Origin of the sequence: Flavobacterium sp. (assembly GCF_031411595.1) — a bacterium.
GTDB lineage: Bacteria > Bacteroidota > Bacteroidia > Flavobacteriales > Flavobacteriaceae > Flavobacterium.
Map to the genome: position 1 here is coordinate 18,935 of NZ_JANOBI010000018.1, position 18,280 is coordinate 37,214.

An 18,280-nucleotide genomic window follows, 5' to 3' on the forward strand; every position below is an offset into this window, starting at 1 on the left:
ACGACCAAGCTTATTTTTGTATTATTGAGTAAAACAATTTGAGCTATTTTTTTTAAAAACAATTGATGTTCTAGAATAAAGAAGCAAAAATATTTTTGTTTTTGTGCGAGTAATAAAATCAAAAACTTTTGCACTAAAAACTTTTGCAATTCTTAAGTATAAGTTTATTTTTGGCGAAAATATTTAGTAGTGTTTTTCCAAGCGTTAAGATTTATAATGTCTTGATAATCTTGAGAAATAATTACTATGTAAAAAAGCAAAGCGCGTGAAACGCCTCGAATCATTTTTTCTTATAAATAAAAAGTTAATTTTTATATAAGAAAATCACAATTTCTTCGTTAAAGGAATTATAAACATCAACATGAAAAGAATTTTAATTACTGGCGCAGCTGGATTTCTCGGATCGCATTTGTGTGATCGCTTTATTGCCGAAGGGTATTTTGTTATTGGGATGGATAATCTTATTACGGGTGATTTAAAAAACATAGCCCATCTTTTCAAACTTAAAAACTTCGAATTCTACCATCACGACATCACTAAATTCGTTCATGTTCCAGGAGCATTAGATTATATTCTTCATTTTGCTTCACCGGCAAGCCCAATCGATTATTTAAAAATACCCATTCAAACACTAAAAGTAGGCTCTTTAGGCACACACAACCTTCTTGGTTTGGCGCGCGTAAAGAAAGCCAGAATATTAATAGCGTCTACTTCTGAAATCTACGGCGATCCTTTAGTGCATCCGCAAACCGAAGAGTATTATGGCAATGTAAACACCATTGGTCCAAGAGGTGTTTATGACGAAGCCAAACGGTTTCAAGAATCCATTACCATGGCATACCATACTTTTCATGGAGTAGAAACCAGAATTGTCAGAATCTTTAATACTTACGGACCAAGAATGCGTCTCAATGACGGAAGAGTAATTCCGGCATTTATCGGTCAGGCATTGCGCGGAGAAGATTTAACCATTTTTGGCGATGGTTCACAAACCCGATCATTTTGTTATGTTGACGATCAAGTGGAAGGAATTTTCAGGCTATTACATTCTGATTATATCTATCCCGTTAATATTGGTAATCCGGACGAAATCACCATCAAAGATTTTGCGGATGAAATTATAAAACTAACAGGCACCAAACAGAAAGTGGTTTACCATCCGTTGCCGATGAATGATCCGCTTCAAAGACAGCCCGATACCACAAAGGCAAAAGAATTATTAGGATGGGAAGCAAAAGTGTCTCGAAGCGAAGGTATGAAAATCACGTATGATTATTTTAAATCGTTGTCATCAGAGGAATTATTAAGAGAGGAACACAAAGACTTCACGGGATACATTCATTAGTATGACTGCAGCACAAACGGGTAGATATTCAAAATATATTAGACCAATAAGTATTTCTTTCGACTTATTGGTGATTACTTTTTTGTGTTTGTTTTTCTTTAAAGAACAAAACATCAATTGCTTTTATTATCTGTTGTATCAAACATTTGCATGGGGCTGTATCGCTTTTTTTATCAAGTTTTATGAAGTATATCGCTTTACAACTCCTGTAGAAATCACGTCAAAAATAGTAAAACAAGGCATTTTGTTTTTGTTGGTTATTATTGCCTTTTTTCCTTTTTCAAAAGAAGTGTTGTTCAGCGGAAAAGCGATTGCTTTATTTGTGTCGGCAAGCTTTACGTTGATTACAATTTCTAAATACCTTCTTTTTTATTATTTAAAAAAGTACAGAATTGTTACCGGAAGTAATTTCAGAAGCGCGGTAATTATTGGTTATACTCCGGAATCCATCCGATTGAAAGAACTTTTCGAAACACGAAATGATTATGGTTACCGTTTTTTAGGTTATTTTTCAGACAAGAAATCCAATGCAAACATCAAAGGAAAAATAGAGGATTTGAAAGAGTATGTGCTTGTAAATAATGTAGATGAAATATATTGTTCGTTAAATGAAATCTCCAATGATCAGCTCAAAAACTTAGTTGATTTTGCAGATGAAAACGGCAAGACCATCAAATTTATTCCCGACACGAAAGAGATATTTTCTAAAAATCTAAAAATAGAATACTACGAGTTTTTCCCGGTACTTTCCTTAAGAAAAACCATGCTTCACGAACCTACAACCAAAGCTTTCAAAAGAATTTTCGATATTGTTTTTTCTGCGTTAGTCATTATAGGGCTTTTATCTTGGATAACGCCACTGTTGGCATTACTAATTAAACTGGAATCAAAAGGGCCTATTTTTTTTAAACAAGGAAGGCCCGGAATAGACGAAAAAGAGTTTTTTTGTTATAAGTTCCGTTCGATGAGAATCAATAAAACGACCGAAACGGAAGCGTCAAAGAACGATCCCAGAGTTACAAAAATCGGAAAGTTTCTTCGCAAAACAAGTATCGATGAAATGCCACAGTTTATGAATGTATTATTGGGCGACATGTCGGTTGTAGGACCACGTCCGCATCTTTGGTCTCAAAACAAAGCCTACGGAAACAGAATAAAAAAATACATGGTACGCCATTACGTAAAACCGGGAATTACAGGATTGGCACAAGTAAGAGGTTTCAGAGGCGAAATAGAAACCGATGAAGACATGATTAACCGAATAAAATACGATGTTTTTTATATCGAAAATTGGTCTTTATTGCTCGACATAAAAATTATCGTGCAAACGGTGATTAATATTTTTAAAGGCGAAGATAAAGCCTACTAAAATGGAAGCGTTAGTATCCATCATTACGCCCACTTACAATTCAGAAAAATTTATTGCAGAAACGATACGCTCGGTTCAAAATCAAACCTATTCCAACTGGGAAATGATCGTGGTTGATGACTGTTCTACAGATAATACGCAGAAAACTATTCTAGATTTTGTAGCATCAGACGACCGCATAAAATTTTATAAACTTCACAAAAATGCGGGTGCCGGTGTTGCCAGAAACCAAGCTATTTCACTAGCCAACGGACGATTCATTGCATTCTTAGATTCCGATGATTTATGGAAACCCGAAAAACTTCAAAAGCAAATTGATTTCCTAACCACTCAAAATTTACCGTTTTCTTTTTCTTTTTATGAATGTATTGACGAAGCAGGAAAGCCTTTAAATAAAAGGGTTGAAGCACCATTAAAGTTGCATTACTGGCAATTGTTTTTTTGCAACTTTGTGGGTAACCTAACCGGAATTTATGACGCTCAATTTTTCGGAAAAATACCCATTTCAAGCTTAAGAAAACGACAAGATTGGATGGTTTGGCTCACGGTACTAAAGAAAATAAAAACGGCGCAACCCATTCCCGAAAGTTTGGCATTGTATCGCGTCAGACAAGATTCTATTTCTGCATCAAAAATGAAATTATTGCAACACAATTATAATGTTTATAGGGTATTTTATCGTTTCAACATTGTGGTTTCTTTGTGTTGTATGATTGGTTTTTTAGCGATGCAATTGCTCGTAAAACCTTTCTACATCAAGAAAGTTTAAACCAACGATTTAAATTGTTTCAACTTCCCGCTTTTGCTTCTCTCAATAAAATCCTTTCGGTTGAAATGATAAATCAAACCCGTTTCTAAGAACTGATCGAGCACCTTTTTTATAGTCGAGATTTCAATTTCGGTCAGTTCATTTTCACTGACATAATCAATCTCAAAAGTGTCTGTTTTGGTTTGTGTAATCACAAATTCCTTAACATTGCCATCATCGTCAAAAAGCTTTTTGGTAATCGAATAAAAAGTCATTCCTGGCGATTTTTTTCCACTTGGTAAAACTGCCACATCATTGGTTCTGCCAATCAGTTTTTTGAGAATCGGATGTTGCAGCGTGCTCTTTTCATCCAAAATTCCAATGTCGCCGACTTCATATCGAATCATCGGATGCGCTTTGTTATAAAGCGATGTCACGACAATGCGACCTTCTTGACCGTAAGGCAAAACACGGTCATGCTCGTCTAAAATCTCCACAAATAAAGTTTCTGAATTCACCCTCCAAACACCTTCCGGGCTTTCCAATGCGATTATGTCCAATTCGGCGCTACCATATTCGTTGATTATTGGAATATTAAAACGGTCTTTAAGTAATTTTTTATCATCATCAAAAAGCATTTCCGAAGTAACTATACATACTTTCAAAGTTGGACAAATGTCACTCAGGAACAGTTGCTTTTTTTGTAAAAACTTCGCAAGCAAAACAATAGACCCAGTATAACCGTTGATGTAATCGAATTTCGTATTTTGAAATTTTCGCAGCATGCGGCACATCGCTTCCTCCGAAAAATCAAATATATTGAAACGATATCGATGACTCAAAAAATCCTTAATTCGTAATTTTTTATTGGCAATAAAATCCAATGGCATTCCATAAAAACGCGCTTGTAAAGAATGATTAAAATCAATGCCATACCAATGAAAACGGCGCATGATGTTCGCCCAAATGAGCGCATGACAGAACTTATCTTTCGCAAAAACAAAAGGATCACCACTAGAACCAGAAGTTTTATTGATGTAAACATTCTTCTTAGTATAGCCTTTCGACAAGCGTTCTTGCAATGGTTTTTGAAAATGAATTTTTCGCATTACCGGAATGTCGGCCCAATTTTCAATTGATTTATTGTCAATGAGATTTTTGTAGAAAGTATTATTTTGAAGGTGATACTGCAAGATTTCATCCTTTTTATTTTCTAAATAAACGGAAAACTCATCTTCCGAAAAAGACACTATTTTGGGTAATGCTCCCTTGGCTTTTTCAAGTGGGAAACCGTTCAATTTTAGTGTGAGATCAAAAAGTTTCAAGGTTATATTTTTAAAACAATGTTAATACTTCCAGCGGTTAATTCTTCTGTTGAAAAGGAATTGTAATCACTATGAATATTGACTTTCTTAAACAAATCATATTGAGCAGTTCCTTCTTTTACAGTATCAAAAGTCAAATAGACAACCTCTAATCCTAAAGATTTAAAAATGTCAAGATATTGAGGCAATCGCAATCTATTGTGATAATCAAATTTGGTTTGAATAGCATCCCATTCTGGTTTACTATATTTCAAAAAATCTTGAAGAGAAAGCGTTATGTCGCCATGAGCCCGATGGTCACTTGGAGAAATAAAATGAACAATATGGGTTCCTTTTTTCAGTGAATTTCTTAATTTTTGATGCATTTCAAAAATATCATTCGGGGCGACATGCTCCAGAACAAATCGTGAAACAACAATGTCAGCATCTGGAATCTTTGAATTTATAATGTTTTCACCGGGATAATAATGAACGCCATCGGGAAGATTGTATTTACTATTGAATAATGCATCAATGGTAGTATTATAGTTTTTAGAAAAAATCGAATTAAAATTGGCAATACGTTTTTTTTGATAATGCTCGTTTAAATCAAAACTAAAAACATTTTTTACTTTTCCTAAATACAATAAAAAATAGGGGAATATCGGCAACCAGCCAGAGCCAATTTCAATGATAGATTTTTGATTGAGATCTATTTTTATGGCTTCACAAATTTTCACAAACTCATCAAAGGTGTTTTCTGTTCGCTTAATTCTAACATAAAGAACCTTGTTTTCTAATAAATTTTGAAGTTGGTGGTGCATTTTACGTCCTACATTGTCTGGTAATAAATCTAAACACCTGAAAACAATAGTTCTAACATTATGATTCATAGGAATAATTTGAGTCAAATGTATGAAAAAAGCGTATCGTTTTAATTTTGTTTTTTTTTAAATGTCAAGCGCGAATGGTGCTCCATATAAAGAACCAATTTTTTTTAAATTAATTACAATAAACATTCAAAACCCAGTATTTTTGCCAAACACAACTAAACACCATATCATGACTATTTTACTTTTAGGATCGGGCGGCAGAGAACATGCTTTCGCTTGGAAAATGATTCAATCTCCGCTTTGCACGAAACTTTTTGTAGCACCGGGAAATGCTGGAACGGATTCAATTGCAACGAATGTCAACATCAGTCCAACCGATTTCGAAGCCATCAAAAAATTGGTATTGGCAGAAAACATCGAAATGGTAGTGGTTGGCCCCGAAGATCCATTGGTGCATGGTATTTTCGATTTCTTTAAAAGCGATGAAAAACTGCAATCGATTCCGGTAATTGGTCCATCAAAACTCGGTGCACAACTCGAAGGCAGCAAAGAATTCGCTAAGGAATTTATGGTCAAACATCGTGTTCCAACCGCAGCGTATGATAGTTTCACCAAAGAAACCGTAGAAAAAGGATGCCACTTTTTGGAAACTTTGCAACCGCCATTCGTGCTCAAAGCCGATGGTTTAGCTGCAGGAAAAGGCGTGTTGATTCTTCATGATTTAAAGGAAGCCAAACAAGAATTGCGCAATATGTTAGTTGATGCCAAATTTGGGGAAGCCAGTTCAAAAGTCGTGATTGAAGAATTTCTCGACGGTATTGAACTCAGTTGCTTCGTATTGACCGACGGCAAAAATTATAAAATACTGCCAACTGCAAAAGATTACAAACGAATAGGTGAAGGCGATACAGGTTTAAACACAGGCGGCATGGGAGCAATTTCTCCGGTGCCATTTGCAGATGCAACTTTGATGGAAAAAATAGAACAGCGTATCGTTATTCCAACCGTTCAAGGTTTGCAACAAGATGGAATTCCTTATCAAGGATTTATTTTTATCGGATTGATTAATGTGAAAGGCGAACCGATTGTCATCGAATATAATGTCAGAATGGGCGATCCCGAAACCGAAGTGGTCATCCCAAGATTGAAGAATGATTTGGTCGAATTGTTTGTAGCGGTAGCCAATCAAAAACTTAATGAAGTTCAACTAGAAATTGATTCCAGAAGCGCCACAACAGTAATGGTCGTTTCGGGCGGTTATCCTGAAGATTATGAAAAAGGGAAAGTAATTTCAGGAATAGAAAGCATCGAAAATTCTATCGTTTTTCATGCCGGAACAAAAACGGAAAACGGGAAAGTAGTTAGTAATGGTGGAAGAGTTTTAGCGGTAACTTCGTACGGAAATGATTTTCAAGAAGCCATAAAAAAATCGTATCAAAACATAAATAAATTACATTTCGATACGATGTATTATAGAAAAGATATCGGTTTCGACTTACTTGGTTAAGAAAGAATGTGCCGTAGTATCTTGGTTTTCTTCGCCGCTGGCTTTGTGCATCGTCAATTGTTTGCACCAGTACCAAGTGGCATAAGCACAAATGGCCATAAAAATCCAATTGATGATATTCGCTGCAAACCAGTTGGTTAACTCTAATTCTCTCAAATAATCTTGAGGGATAAAGAAAATGTTTTCAAACAACCATTGTATTCCTTCAAAAAATGCTCTCATAATATGTCGTATTGTTTTTTTTAAACAAGTATTATATTTACAGTCACAAAAGTATAAAATATCCTTATGATAACAAGTCTTTTTAGAAAATCTACACCATTAAATTATTCTATCGTCATTTTAGGGGTGCTTTTTTTCTTTTTCCTATATCAAATCAAGCATGTTACGGGCAACAATTCGCTGCTGCATATTGCAATTAAAATGGGTTTATTGGCGGTGATTTTTGCATCACTTTTTATTATAAATTTTGTGGTCAAGAAAAACGGCATGAGCAAAGACAGCGCTTACACGGTTTTGTTTTATTTACTGTTTATGCTGTTTTTTCCGTCGATTTTAGACAATGCGACGTTATTATTATCGAACCTTTTTATTATATTGGCGATGCGAAGAATTGTCTCACTGCATTCGCTCAAAGCCTCGAAAGAGAAAATATTTGATGCGTCGATTTGGGTTTGCATCGCAGCATTGTTTCACTTTTGGAGTATTCTTTTCATACTGTTGATTTTTATCGCGGTACTTTTTCACGTCGCCAGAGATTACAGAAACTGGTTTTTACCCATCATTGCCTTTTGTGCGGTTGCAATTATTTTTTTAGTAAGTGCTTTGTATTTCAAAACCCATTGGATTGAACATTTACTATCTCAATCGGTAATCGATTTGAGAATGAATTATTTCACCAACAATTTCCAAAATCTAGCCTTATCGATATACGCCACAATCGGATTATTCTTTGTGGTTTTATTATTGATTTCGATGTCGAATCGCCCATTGATTCTGCATCCAACCTACAAAAAAATATTGTCGATGATTATTATTGGCATCGCTGTTTTTGCCATTTCGCCAAACAAATCGAATGATTTATTGGTGTTTACTTTTGCACCAATGGCAATGATTACCACAACGCATATTGAAACACCGCAAGCACAATGGAAAAAAGAAGTGGTTTTGGCCTTGTTGATTTTGGGTGGAATTTTCGCCTTCTTCGTACAATTATAAATTCAGCTCGCAAAGACGCGAAGGCGCAAAGTTGGAATAGATAACCTCTGCGTCTTTGCGAGAAATAAAAACTACAGCTTATTCCCATAAGCCAAATCGCCCGCATCGCCTAATCCGGGAACGATATAGTTTTTGACATTCAAAGTTTCGTCTAAAGTGGCTACCCACAAATGACAATTATCGGGCAAATGATTTTTGAGGTATTCAATGCCTTGTGGAGCTGCAATAACAACGGCAATATGTACTTCTTTCGAAACCCCTTTCTCCATGAGTTTATTATAAACGGCAACCATTGATTGGCCGGTAGCTAGCATCGGGTCAATCAGCAATAAAGTTTTATCATGCAAATTCGGAACGGCTTGGTATTCGACCAAAATATCAAAGAAATCATCGTTGTTCGGATGGTGGCGATACGCCGAAACAAATCCGTTTTCCGCACTGTCGAAGTAATTTAAAAAACCCAAATGCAACGGTAAACCTGCACGAAGGATGGAACACAACACCAACTGGTTTTCAATTTCTGTTGTTTTCTTAATCCCGAGAGGTGTTTTGATTTCGATGTTTTTATAGTTCAAGCCTTTGCTCAATTCGTACGCCATGACTTCACCAATGCGCTCAATATTCCGACGAAAACGCATGCTGTCGTGTTGCACATCAACGTTTCGGATTTGCCCTAAAAAGTGATTTAAAACGCTGTTGTCTTCTGATAAATAATGGATTTGCATGGGTGTTGATTTTTATGTTTAGGTGCTAAGGTTCTGAGGCGCTAAGTTGCTGAGGTTGTTCTTGGTTTATGAAAAGCCCTAGCCCTGATTACCTCACCTAGCTTTTATTTTTTATAGGTGTTCGGTGAATGCTTCGCATTTGGAGCAAGTATCCTCGCAGAGATACTGCGGATAGCAGGTTCCCGGCTCCTAAAAAACCTTAGTGCCTTAGCGCCTCAGAACCTTAGTAACTTTTTTTCTGTCGTAAAAGTATAAAAAGTATCTTTGCTTTCTAAAATAGAAAGAGATGTTTTCAAAATTAGCGTATTCCGTTTTCGAGAGAAGTATTCAGGATTATCACCAATTCGATAATGTAGACCAACCCATCAACAACCCGTATTCGAAAGACCAATTCGAACATTTGCTATACCACAAAAACTGGATAGACACTGTGCAATGGCATTTCGAAGACATCATTCGTGATCCGCAAATTGATCCCGTTGCAGCATTAACACTCAAAAGAAGAATCGATGCCTCGAACCAAGAGCGCACCGATATGGTGGAATATATCGACAGTTATTTTCTTCAAAAATACAGCCATGTCAACGTCAAACCAACTGCTAAGATCAATTCAGAAAGTCCGGCTTGGGCATTCGATCGCTTGTCAATCTTAGCGTTGAAAATCTATCATATGCATGAAGAAGCTACAAGAGCAGGCGCTTCACAAGAGCACAAAGACAAATGCCAGACGAAACTCAATGTGCTTTTAGAGCAAAGAACCGATTTGTCGACAGCGATTGATGATTTGATTCATGACATTGAAAGTGGTGATAAATTCATGAAAGTCTACAAACAAATGAAGATGTACAACGACGATGAATTGAATCCGGTGTTGTATCAAAATAAAAAGTAATTTTTTAGGAGCTGTTTCCCGCTATACGTTCCCAATCTTTTGTGCCGAACGCCGTCACAAAAGGATTTCCACTGCTATCGGGGCTAGGGCTTTTTACTTCACAACAACTTGCCAGAAAAACAACAACATATTGCCGTCATGAGACTTTCCGCTATGGGAGATGTCGCCATGACGGTTCCTGTTTTAAGAGCATTGGTACAGCAATATCCGAACATTAAGGTTACGGTAATTTCTAGGGCTTTCTACAAACCCTTTTTTAAAGACATTCCCAATGTCGATTTTTTTGCCTTCGTTGCGCTCGGAAAACACAAAGGTGTTTTGGGTTTGCTGCAATTGTATTGGGATTTAAAACCGTTGCAAATAGATTTCTTCGCCGATTTGCACAATGTTTTGCGCTCTACATTCATCAGAAGTCGATTTGCTTTAATAGGAACAAAAGTAGCCGCCACCGATAAAGGTCGTGCTGAAAAAAAAGCATTAACGCGTGCAGAAAATAAAATCTTTAAACCGTTGCCAACGATGTTCGAACGGCATGCAAAAACCTTCGAAAAGTTAGGATTCAAAATCGATTTGTCGCAACCCACTTTTCCACCAAAACAAAAATTAGATTCAGTAATCACCAATCTTTTCGGAGAAAAAACAAAAAATTGGATTGGCATTGCGCCATTCGCTCAATACGATTCAAAAGTATATCCACTCGATTTGATGCAAGAAGTGATTCGTCAATTATCTAAAGACAACCAGTATCAAATTTTTCTTTTTGGAGGTGAAGCAGAAACAGCACAACTCCACTCGCTTTCACAAGATTTAGAAAACGTAAAAATGGTAGCCGGAAAAGTATCTTTCGAACAAGAATTGCAACTCATCAGCAACCTCGATGTCATGCTTTCGATGGATTCAGGGAATGCTCATATTGCTGCGATGTATGGCGTGAAAGTCATTACACTTTGGGGCGCAACACATCCGTATGCGGGATTTTCGCCTTTCAATCAACCAATAGAAAACGCGATGGTTTCCGATAGAAATCAGTTTCCAAAAATACCAACATCAGTTTATGGAAATAAAAAAGTGCAAGGTTATGAAAATGCCATGCAAACGATTGTGCCGGAAGAAATTGTGACCAAAATGAAAACGATTATAAAATAAAAAACTTCCCATTGCTGAGAAGTTTTTTTAATGTTTAGAGTATTTTAAACGTCATCGTAATCCACATAAATCGTATCGGAAGTCGGATGCGCTTGACATGTCAAAATCAATCCTTCGGCAATTTCACCATCCGTTAGAATCGAATTTTTTGCCATCATGGCTGTACCGGAAGTAATTCTTCCAAGGCAACTGCTGCAGATGCCACCTTGACACGAATACGGAGCGTCGATACCTTGTTTTAAAGCGGCTTCAAGGACGGTTTGCTTTTTCGACATTTCGAAAGTGGTTTCTTCATCATCAACCAAAATCGTGATTTTCGTATGACCTTCGGGCGTGTTGATTTTAGTTTCTGGCGTTGAGGTTGAGAACAACTCGAATTTAATAGCCGATTCCTTGATGTTGCGTTCTTTCAATACAGTAGAAATCGTATTGATCATTTCCTCAGGACCGCAGAGATAAAACTTGTCAAAGTCGATTTCTTTGTGTTTGTTGTTGAGGATAAAATTCACTGTAGATTTCTCAATTCTACCAAACAATGCGCCTTCAATTTTGGCTTGACTGAATACACAATGCACAAAAAATCTACCGACATATTTGAGTTGTAAATCATGCAATTGTTTGTGGAAAATAGTTTCTTCGGGCGTTTTATTGCCATAGACCAAAACAAAAGTGCTTTTGGGCTCGCTTTGCAATGCACTTTGAATGATCGACAATATTGGCGTGATACCGCTTCCCGCAGCGAACGCAAGGTAATTTTTGAGTCGATTTGAATCGGGTTCAAAAGTAAATTTTCCTTCGGGCGTACCAACTTCTAAAGTGTCACCGGCTTTCAATTGTGAATTGGCAAACACTGAGAAAGCACCATCTTTGACAGACTTTATAGCGATTCTGAGTTCAGAACTTTCGGGCGAAGAACAAATAGAATAAGCACGACGGATTTCGTTTCCGTCTAAAGTGAGTTTTAAATTGATGTATTGGCCCGCAACAAAACGGTAAAAATCTTGAAATTCTAAAGGGACATTAAACAAAACAGAAACCGCATCTTTGGTTTCACGACGCACCTCTTTGATGTTTAATTTATAAAATGACGACATGGATAAATTTTTTACAAAAATAGGAAACCTCTAAGAAAACCTACTTATATGTGAATGAATATTTTTGAAGTGGCAAAACTAAACTTTTAGCGGATAATTTTCGCCATATCAAAAAGAAACGTATTTTTACCAGTCAATATACTAAAATCGACTTTTAGAAGTTTTAAGAAAAACCGTTTTAAATTGAAAACTAACATACTCAAGTATCTTTCTATAGTTATATTTTTCCTTTTTCTGATCGCATGTTCTGTAAAAAAGAACACGTTTGTATCCCGAAATTCTCATGCTTTAAGTACCAAAGACAATATTTTGTATAATGGTGGATTGGCTTTAGACAAAGGCATTATAGAATTAAAATCGCAATACAAAGACAATTTCTGGGAAATCTTGCCGATCGAAAGAATGCAAGTCAAAAAAGAGCAAGCCATGCCCGGCGACGCTGTTGAGAACCCTAATTTCAGCAGAGCAGAAACCAAAGCAACCAAAGCGATTCAAAAGCACTCGATGAATATTGGAGGTTCAGAGAAAAACTACCAAATGGACGAAGCGCATTTGTTGTTGGGTAAATCACGCTATTACGACCAAAGGTTTATTCCTGCTTTGGAAGCGTTTAATTATATTTTATACAAACACGCGAACAGTAACCGAATCAATGAAGCAAAAATTTGGAGAGAAAAAACCAATATGCGACTTGACAATGACGCAATAGCGGTGGAAAACTTGAGAAATTTATTCAAAGAAATTAAATACAAAGACCAAATTTTTGCCGATGCTAACGCGACATTAACCCAAGCTTTCTTGAATTTAGGAGAAAAAGACAGCGCTGTAGCCAAATTGAAACTCGCCAAACAATTCACCAAATCAAAAGAAGAAAGAGCGCGTTACCATTTTATTTTAGGACAACTTTACGAAGAATTAGGTCAGAAAGACAGTGCATTTGCATCGTATCAGTCGGTGATTGATATGAAAAGAAAAGCGGCAAAACAGTATGTCATTCATGCACATTTGCGTCAAGCGAATCTCGGGAATTTCGAAAACGGTGATACTTTAGCGTTTCTTGAAAAATACCGTAAGCTGCTTAAAGACAGAGAAAACCGTCCGTATTTGAATTTTATAAACCATCAAATGGGATTGTTTTACGACAAGAACAACAATGATTCGCTGGCTATAAAATATTACAACATTTCTTTAAATACGAAAATCGTTGACAAATATTTGGTGGCTTCGAATTATAGAAATCTGGCTGACATTTATTTCAAAAAAGCAAAATATGTTGTCGCAGGAAAGTATTATGACAGTACGTTGGTACAACTTGAACCGCGTTCTCGCGAGCACAGATTCATTACTAAAAAGCGAGACAATTTGGTTGATGTCATTAAATATGAAGGCATAGCTACGAGAAATGATAGTATTCTTAAAGTATACGCTTTATCGGATTTAGATAAGAAAAGTTATTATGACGACTATATTTCTAAATTAAAGACAGCAGACGAAAAAAGACTTTTAAAAGAAAAAGAAGCCAAAGAAAAAGGCGGCAATAATGCGGAAAGTAAAGTAGACAAAGACGGAAGAGATATTAATAAAAGCGAAGCTGCATCAGAGAAAAGAGCGCCAAGACCATCGGAATCTAGCACAGCGGGCACAGCTGCAGGAAACAGCAAGTTCTATTTTTATAACCCTACTACCGTTGCTTTTGGTAAAACAGAGTTTGTGAAAAAATGGGGCGAAAGAGCCTATAAAACGAACTGGAGAATATCGCAAGACAAATCCAATACAACAAAAGACAACGACGATGATGTTGATAAAGACAAGGACAATACGGATAAAACAAAAGAAGATAAAAAAGACAAAATAGAAGAAAAATATACAGCTGATTTCTATTTAAAACAATTACCAAAATCACAAATGGCGATTGACAGCATTGCTAAAGAGCGCAATTTTGCTTACTATCAATTGGGTGTGATTTACAAAGAGAAATTTAAAGAATACAAACTAGCCGCTGCCAAATTAGAAACATTATTGCAAAACAAACCCGAAGAAAGATTGATTCTTCCGACGATGTATAATCTCTATAAAATATATGACATTATAGATAAAGACAAAGCATTGGCGATGAAAAATAGAATCATCAACGAATTCCCGGAATCACGTTATGCACAAATTCTAGGCAATACGAGCGGCTCAAATAACGCATTGACCGATACTCCGGAAGCCAATTATGACAGGATATTCAAACTCTATGAATCGGGCGATATCAAAGCGGCATTGACGAATTTGAATCTAGCGATTGATCAATTTAACGGAGAAGAAATCGTTCCTAAATTCGAATTATTAAAAGCCAATACTTTGGGAAGACTGGCAGGTTTAGGCGAATATAAAAAGACGCTCAACTTTGTCGCATTGAATTACCCAAACAGTGAGGAAGGTAAATTTGCGGAGGAACTTTTAAAAACCAATGTTCCTGCCATGGAAGCTTTAAAATTCTATGCTGTAAAACCTTTAAGCTGGAAGATACTTTATAAATCGGACAACCCAGAAGACAAAAACACCAAAGCACTTCAAGATAAAATCAAGAAATTTATTGAAGGAAGAAGCTTAGACAGATTAAGCACCTCCTACGATATATACACGATGGATAAAAACTTCATTGTGATTCACGGTTTGAAAGACCTCGAATATGCTAAAGGAATTGCTTCGATATTGAAAGAATTTAAAGAATATAAAGTGGCGGAAACTGCTTACATCATTTCGAACGAGAATTATAAAATCGTTCAAATGAAGAAAAATTTTGAAGAATATTTGACCACTCCATATTCTGATCCGTTGCCACCGAAAGCATATGTTCCGAAAGCAAAACCGAACACCGCTCAACAGAATAATGAAAGAGAAAAACCAGCAGCTCGAGAAGAAGTTTCCGAAGAAAAGCAAGCACAATTCAATCAGCTTCCTCCGGGAATGCCTGGAAGCCCGGACCCAGTTAATCCAAAAGGAAAGGAACAAAGTCAAGAAAAAGGAGAAAAGCGATAAACCATGTTTGATAAAAAGCCAAAATCATACACAGACTTACTCGGAAAAACCAACAGACTTGTTGAAGGAACGATTATAAAAGGCAATATCCTATCTCAAACAGATTTTAGATTGGATGGAGATTTAGTTGGTAACTTTCAATCGAATGGTAAAATTGTAATTGGCCCAGCCGGCAGTATTAAAGGCGATATAGTATGTAAAAACGCTGATATTGAAGGTAGGTTTGAGGGTAAAATTCAAGTGGCGGAAATTTTAAACATCAAGGCGAAAGCGGTTATTCATGGCGAAGTAATTTGTGGTAAATTATCGGTTGAACCAGGAGCAGAATTCAGTGCAACTTGCATTATGAAAACCCATACAAAAGCTACGGCTCATGACGAACAACCCAAATCAGAAGAAGCGGAACAACAATAAATGGTTGGCGCTAATCAATATCCCGATTCAAATGGGTGTTATTGTTTTTGCGTTTGCTTATTTCGGTAAATGGTTAGACGGAAAGTATCCAAATCCACATTCGATTTATGTCAAAATTTTTACCTTAGTTGGTGTAGCATTGGCGTTTTATAATATCAATCGTCAACTCAAAGACATCAATAATTCTTCAAACGATTAACGATGGATGTAAAAAAATACCGCTCAGTTTTTGAGGTTTTGCTCGTTGCTGCAATAGCATATGGGATTCATAAATTAATTTTTATTTTGAATCCTGACAACCCAAAGTTGTCAGGATTCTATTATTCCATTGAAACGCTCTATGCTTTTTTTACTTGTTGTTCGCTCTGTATTGTTTTCATTCTTATTATCGTAAAGGCTAAAAACATTGATTATGTAGGCTACACCTTTTTGTTGGTTACGTGTATAAAGATGCTACTTTCCTATATTTTTCTATTACCCTTGTTGCATTTGATAAACACCAATAGCGCTTCGGAGAAAATTAATTTTTTTATCGTTTTTGCGTTGTTTTTGACAATAGAAACAATTGTTACGATACGAATTTTAAACAATAAGCAATAAATCGTTTTCAAAACGATAATTTCATCAAAAAAATTATTTTTAGTTCTTGAAAATATTAATTAAAAATGTACCTTTGCACCAAATTTCTGAAAGTAAAAATTAAGTTAATTAGCAGATATGGTGTTTTCAAAAAAATCACTTCATTTTATAGCAGCTGTATTAGTTGCGTTTCTTCCTTTATTTAGTTTTGCGAATGTTACTCAGGATACCTTAAAAGTGTCTGCTGAAACTGCTTTGGCAGAACACCATGAAGCCCATGCGGAACCAACGGATTTAAAATCAAAAATCGACGCGTTCAAAAACCACCACGTTTTAGACGCTCATAGTTTTATCCTTTTTGAAGACGAAGCTGCGCAGAAAGAATATGGTTTCCCATTGCCAATCATTTTATGGGATAATGGCGTGCATGTTTTCTCCTCTTCAAAATTTGAACATGGTAAACCTGCTGAATCCAACGGAAATTACTACGTTTTAGGACACGACGAAAAAATATACAAAACCGATGCATCGGGAACCTTAACAGGAGATGAGCATCACCCAACCAATATCAAACCTCTTGATTTCTCAATCACTAAAAGCGTATTGACGTTGATGGTCGTTGCGTTATTGATGTTTTGGTTATTCACAAGTTTGGCGAAATCATTTTCAAAAAACGGAGGGATTTCAGCCGGCGTTGGAAGACTTTTCGAACCAATCGTATTGTACATTCGTGATGAGATTGCCATCCCAAACATTGGAGAAAAACATTATAAAAAATACATGAGCTATTTATTGACCATCTTTTTCTTTATTTGGTTTTTGAACATGTTCGGACTGACACCACTAGGAATCAACGTTACGGGAAATATTGCAATTACTGCAGGTTTGGCGATTATCACAGCATTAATCACTAATTTCACTGCAAATAAAAACTATTGGGGACACATTTTCTGGATGCCGGGTGTACCGACTCCAATGAAAATCATTTTGGCTCCAATCGAACTTTTGGGTGTGATTATCAAGCCATTCTCATTAATGATTCGTTTGTATGCGAACATCTTCGCAGGACACATCGTGTTGATGAGTTTGATTGCATTGATCTTTTTATTCAAAAGCTGGATAGGCGGAAGCTTATCATTCTTATTGTCGTTCGCGCTGTCGACAATTGAGATTCTTGTGGCGCTTTTACAGGCTTACATTTTTACAATGTTATCGGCATTGTATTTTGGTTCTGCTGTTGAAGAGCACCACCATGAAGAAGCGCACTAATCAATTGAATGTTTAATTTTTAATACATATTATTATGGAAATCCCTAGAATCATTGGAGCAGGATTGGTAGTTATCGGAGCAGGTATTGGTATTGGTAGAATCGGTGGTTCTGCAATGGATGCTATTGCACGTCAACCAGAAGCTACTGGAAAAATCCAGACAGCTATGCTTATCGCTGCTGCACTTATTGAAGGTATTGGTTTCGCTGCTATTTTCGCAACGTAATCGAAAAAACTTAAAAGCTGCAACGGTTGGTTGCAGCTTTTATTTAAAAATTAAATTAAAGACAATAAATATTTTACCTATATAATATGGAAAAGTTAGTAAATGATTTTTCGTTCGGATTGTTCTTCTGGCAGATGTTGATTTTCATCGGATTGATTTTCTTGTTGAAAAAATTCGCATGGAAACCAATCTTAGATGCCGTTAACGAAAGAGAAGAAGGTATTAGAAACGCATTACTTTCAGCTGAAAACGCTAGAAACGAAATGCAAAACCTGCAAGCCGACAACCAACGTATTTTGCAAGAAGCAAGATTAGAGCGTGACACGATGTTAAAAGAAGCTCGTGAAATGAAAGAGAAAATGGTAGCTGATGCAAAAAATGAAGCACAAGTTCAAGGAGCTAAAATGATCGAGCAAGCGAAAGCAGCTATCGAGAGTGAAAAGAACGGAGCTGTTGCTGAATTAAAAGCGCAAGTGGCTACTTTAAGGACGCTTTTTAAAGGCAGTTTTATAACAAAAACAAGTAAACAAAGGGTGAACTTAACTTTCAGAACAATTGTAAAATAAGAGCTAAACAAAACTACA

At 36.3% G+C, this 18,280-nt stretch carries 17 protein-coding genes and 1 pseudogene; 13 read left to right on the forward strand and 5 right to left on the reverse strand.

The genetic code is table 11. The features are described from left to right. The first annotated feature begins 361 nt into the window (after window positions 1–361). Genes RMO03_RS02950 through RMO03_RS02960 form a run of 3 tightly spaced genes read left to right on the forward strand, consistent with a single transcriptional unit; the run spans window position 362 to window position 3,483 of the window. The gene (locus RMO03_RS02950) at window positions 362–1,345 is read left to right on the forward strand and encodes an SDR family oxidoreductase (protein ID WP_309640594.1); all 984 of its coding nucleotides are present in this window, start codon (window positions 362–364) and stop codon (window positions 1,343–1,345) included. Between the two features lies 1 nt (window position 1,346). After that, a complete protein-coding gene (locus RMO03_RS02955; protein ID WP_309640595.1) occupies window positions 1,347–2,714 on the forward strand; it encodes an undecaprenyl-phosphate glucose phosphotransferase in 1,368 nt (455 codons plus the stop codon). 1 nt (window position 2,715) lies between these two features. Beyond that, the gene (locus RMO03_RS02960) at window positions 2,716–3,483 is read left to right on the forward strand and encodes a glycosyltransferase family 2 protein (RefSeq protein ID WP_309640596.1); all 768 of its coding nucleotides are present in this window, start codon (window positions 2,716–2,718) and stop codon (window positions 3,481–3,483) included. On the opposite strand, the gene RMO03_RS02965 is transcribed toward RMO03_RS02960, so the two are convergent. After that, window positions 3,480–4,787 (reverse strand): phenylacetate--CoA ligase family protein, encoded by a 1,308-nt coding sequence (locus RMO03_RS02965; RefSeq protein WP_309640597.1) that lies wholly within the window; start codon window positions 4,785–4,787, stop codon window positions 3,480–3,482. The genes RMO03_RS02960 and RMO03_RS02965 overlap by 4 nt on opposite strands. A 2-nt stretch (window positions 4,788–4,789) precedes the next feature. Continuing rightward, window positions 4,790–5,659 carry a hypothetical protein gene (locus RMO03_RS02970; RefSeq protein WP_309640598.1) on the reverse strand — a complete coding sequence of 290 codons (870 nt, stop codon included), beginning with the start codon at window positions 5,657–5,659 and terminating at the stop codon, window positions 4,790–4,792. 169 nt (window positions 5,660–5,828) lie between these two features. Between RMO03_RS02970 and purD the strand changes: the two genes are divergently transcribed. Next, a complete protein-coding gene (purD, locus tag RMO03_RS02975; protein ID WP_309640599.1) occupies window positions 5,829–7,106 on the forward strand; it encodes a phosphoribosylamine--glycine ligase in 1,278 nt (425 codons plus the stop codon). Here the strand turns inward: purD and RMO03_RS02980 are convergent. Then, window positions 7,095–7,328 (reverse strand): DUF6341 family protein, encoded by a 234-nt coding sequence (locus RMO03_RS02980; protein WP_309640600.1) that lies wholly within the window; start codon window positions 7,326–7,328, stop codon window positions 7,095–7,097. The genes purD and RMO03_RS02980 overlap by 12 nt on opposite strands. A gap of 66 nt (window positions 7,329–7,394) precedes the next feature. Here RMO03_RS02980 and RMO03_RS02985 point away from each other — a divergent pair, with 66 nt between their 5' ends. After that, window positions 7,395–8,324 carry a DUF6427 family protein gene (locus tag RMO03_RS02985; protein WP_309640601.1) on the forward strand — a complete coding sequence of 310 codons (930 nt, stop codon included), beginning with the start codon at window positions 7,395–7,397 and terminating at the stop codon, window positions 8,322–8,324. Window positions 8,325–8,395: 71 nt separating this feature from the next. On the opposite strand, the gene upp is transcribed toward RMO03_RS02985, so the two are convergent. Further along, window positions 8,396–9,049 carry a uracil phosphoribosyltransferase gene (upp, locus tag RMO03_RS02990; protein WP_309640602.1) on the reverse strand — a complete coding sequence of 218 codons (654 nt, stop codon included), beginning with the start codon at window positions 9,047–9,049 and terminating at the stop codon, window positions 8,396–8,398. A gap of 286 nt (window positions 9,050–9,335) precedes the next feature. On the opposite strand from upp, the gene RMO03_RS02995 reads away from it, so the two are divergent. Together RMO03_RS02995 and RMO03_RS03000 are read left to right on the forward strand one after the other, a co-directional pair. Next, window positions 9,336–9,941, forward strand: a complete 606-nt coding sequence (locus RMO03_RS02995; RefSeq protein WP_309640603.1) for a DUF4254 domain-containing protein — start codon at window positions 9,336–9,338, stop codon at window positions 9,939–9,941. 138 nt (window positions 9,942–10,079) lie between these two features. Then, window positions 10,080–11,087: a glycosyltransferase family 9 protein gene (locus RMO03_RS03000; protein ID WP_309640604.1), complete on the forward strand. Its 1,008-nt coding sequence runs from the start codon at window positions 10,080–10,082 to the stop codon at window positions 11,085–11,087. A gap of 44 nt (window positions 11,088–11,131) precedes the next feature. Here RMO03_RS03000 and RMO03_RS03005 read toward each other — a convergent pair whose 3' ends face one another. Beyond that, entirely contained in the window at window positions 11,132–12,181 is a 1,050-nt protein-coding gene (locus tag RMO03_RS03005; RefSeq protein ID WP_309640605.1) for a ferredoxin--NADP reductase, read from the reverse strand. A gap of 183 nt (window positions 12,182–12,364) precedes the next feature. On the opposite strand from RMO03_RS03005, the gene RMO03_RS03010 reads away from it, so the two are divergent. The 6 genes and pseudogenes from RMO03_RS03010 to RMO03_RS03035 all read left to right on the forward strand — a co-directional run. Beyond that, window positions 12,365–15,208, forward strand: coding sequence for a tetratricopeptide repeat protein (locus RMO03_RS03010; protein WP_309640606.1), 2,844 nt, complete (start codon window positions 12,365–12,367; stop codon window positions 15,206–15,208). 3 nt (window positions 15,209–15,211) lie between these two features. Then, the gene (locus RMO03_RS03015) at window positions 15,212–15,622 is read left to right on the forward strand and encodes a polymer-forming cytoskeletal protein (RefSeq protein WP_309640607.1); all 411 of its coding nucleotides are present in this window, start codon (window positions 15,212–15,214) and stop codon (window positions 15,620–15,622) included. Further along, window positions 15,582–15,821 carry an AtpZ/AtpI family protein gene (locus RMO03_RS03020; protein ID WP_309640608.1) on the forward strand — a complete coding sequence of 80 codons (240 nt, stop codon included), beginning with the start codon at window positions 15,582–15,584 and terminating at the stop codon, window positions 15,819–15,821. The genes RMO03_RS03015 and RMO03_RS03020 overlap by 41 nt, the downstream gene beginning before the upstream one ends. 518 nt (window positions 15,822–16,339) lie before the next feature. Next, window positions 16,340–17,470 carry a F0F1 ATP synthase subunit A gene (gene atpB, locus RMO03_RS03025; RefSeq protein WP_309640609.1) on the forward strand — a complete coding sequence of 377 codons (1,131 nt, stop codon included), beginning with the start codon at window positions 16,340–16,342 and terminating at the stop codon, window positions 17,468–17,470. A 34-nt stretch (window positions 17,471–17,504) separates the two neighbouring features. Further along, window positions 17,505–17,696 (forward strand): ATP synthase F0 subunit C, encoded by a 192-nt coding sequence (atpE, locus tag RMO03_RS03030; RefSeq protein ID WP_309640610.1) that lies wholly within the window; start codon window positions 17,505–17,507, stop codon window positions 17,694–17,696. Window positions 17,697–17,782: 86 nt separating this feature from the next. Further along, a pseudogene (locus tag RMO03_RS03035) lies at window positions 17,783–18,181 on the forward strand (F0F1 ATP synthase subunit B); the annotation flags it as partial. Between the last annotated feature and the right edge of the window lie 99 nt (window positions 18,182–18,280).

Coding starts and splice junctions, on each gene's coding strand:
- RMO03_RS02950 (WP_309640594.1), top strand. CDS start 362: ATGAAAAGAATTTTAATTACTGGCGCAGCTGGATTTCTCGGATCGCAT.
- RMO03_RS02955 (WP_309640595.1), top strand. CDS start 1,347: ATGACTGCAGCACAAACGGGTAGATATTCAAAATATATTAGACCAATA.
- RMO03_RS02960 (WP_309640596.1), top strand. CDS start 2,716: ATGGAAGCGTTAGTATCCATCATTACGCCCACTTACAATTCAGAAAAA.
- RMO03_RS02970 (WP_309640598.1), bottom strand. CDS start 5,659: ATGAATCATAATGTTAGAACTATTGTTTTCAGGTGTTTAGATTTATTA.
- purD (WP_309640599.1), top strand. CDS start 5,829: ATGACTATTTTACTTTTAGGATCGGGCGGCAGAGAACATGCTTTCGCT.
- RMO03_RS02980 (WP_309640600.1), bottom strand. CDS start 7,328: ATGAGAGCATTTTTTGAAGGAATACAATGGTTGTTTGAAAACATTTTC.
- RMO03_RS02985 (WP_309640601.1), top strand. CDS start 7,395: ATGATAACAAGTCTTTTTAGAAAATCTACACCATTAAATTATTCTATC.
- upp (WP_309640602.1), bottom strand. CDS start 9,049: ATGCAAATCCATTATTTATCAGAAGACAACAGCGTTTTAAATCACTTT.
- RMO03_RS02995 (WP_309640603.1), top strand. CDS start 9,336: ATGTTTTCAAAATTAGCGTATTCCGTTTTCGAGAGAAGTATTCAGGAT.
- RMO03_RS03000 (WP_309640604.1), top strand. CDS start 10,080: ATGAGACTTTCCGCTATGGGAGATGTCGCCATGACGGTTCCTGTTTTA.
- RMO03_RS03005 (WP_309640605.1), bottom strand. CDS start 12,181: ATGTCGTCATTTTATAAATTAAACATCAAAGAGGTGCGTCGTGAAACC.
- RMO03_RS03015 (WP_309640607.1), top strand. CDS start 15,212: ATGTTTGATAAAAAGCCAAAATCATACACAGACTTACTCGGAAAAACC.
- RMO03_RS03020 (WP_309640608.1), top strand. CDS start 15,582: ATGACGAACAACCCAAATCAGAAGAAGCGGAACAACAATAAATGGTTG.
- atpB (WP_309640609.1), top strand. CDS start 16,340: ATGGTGTTTTCAAAAAAATCACTTCATTTTATAGCAGCTGTATTAGTT.
- atpE (WP_309640610.1), top strand. CDS start 17,505: ATGGAAATCCCTAGAATCATTGGAGCAGGATTGGTAGTTATCGGAGCA.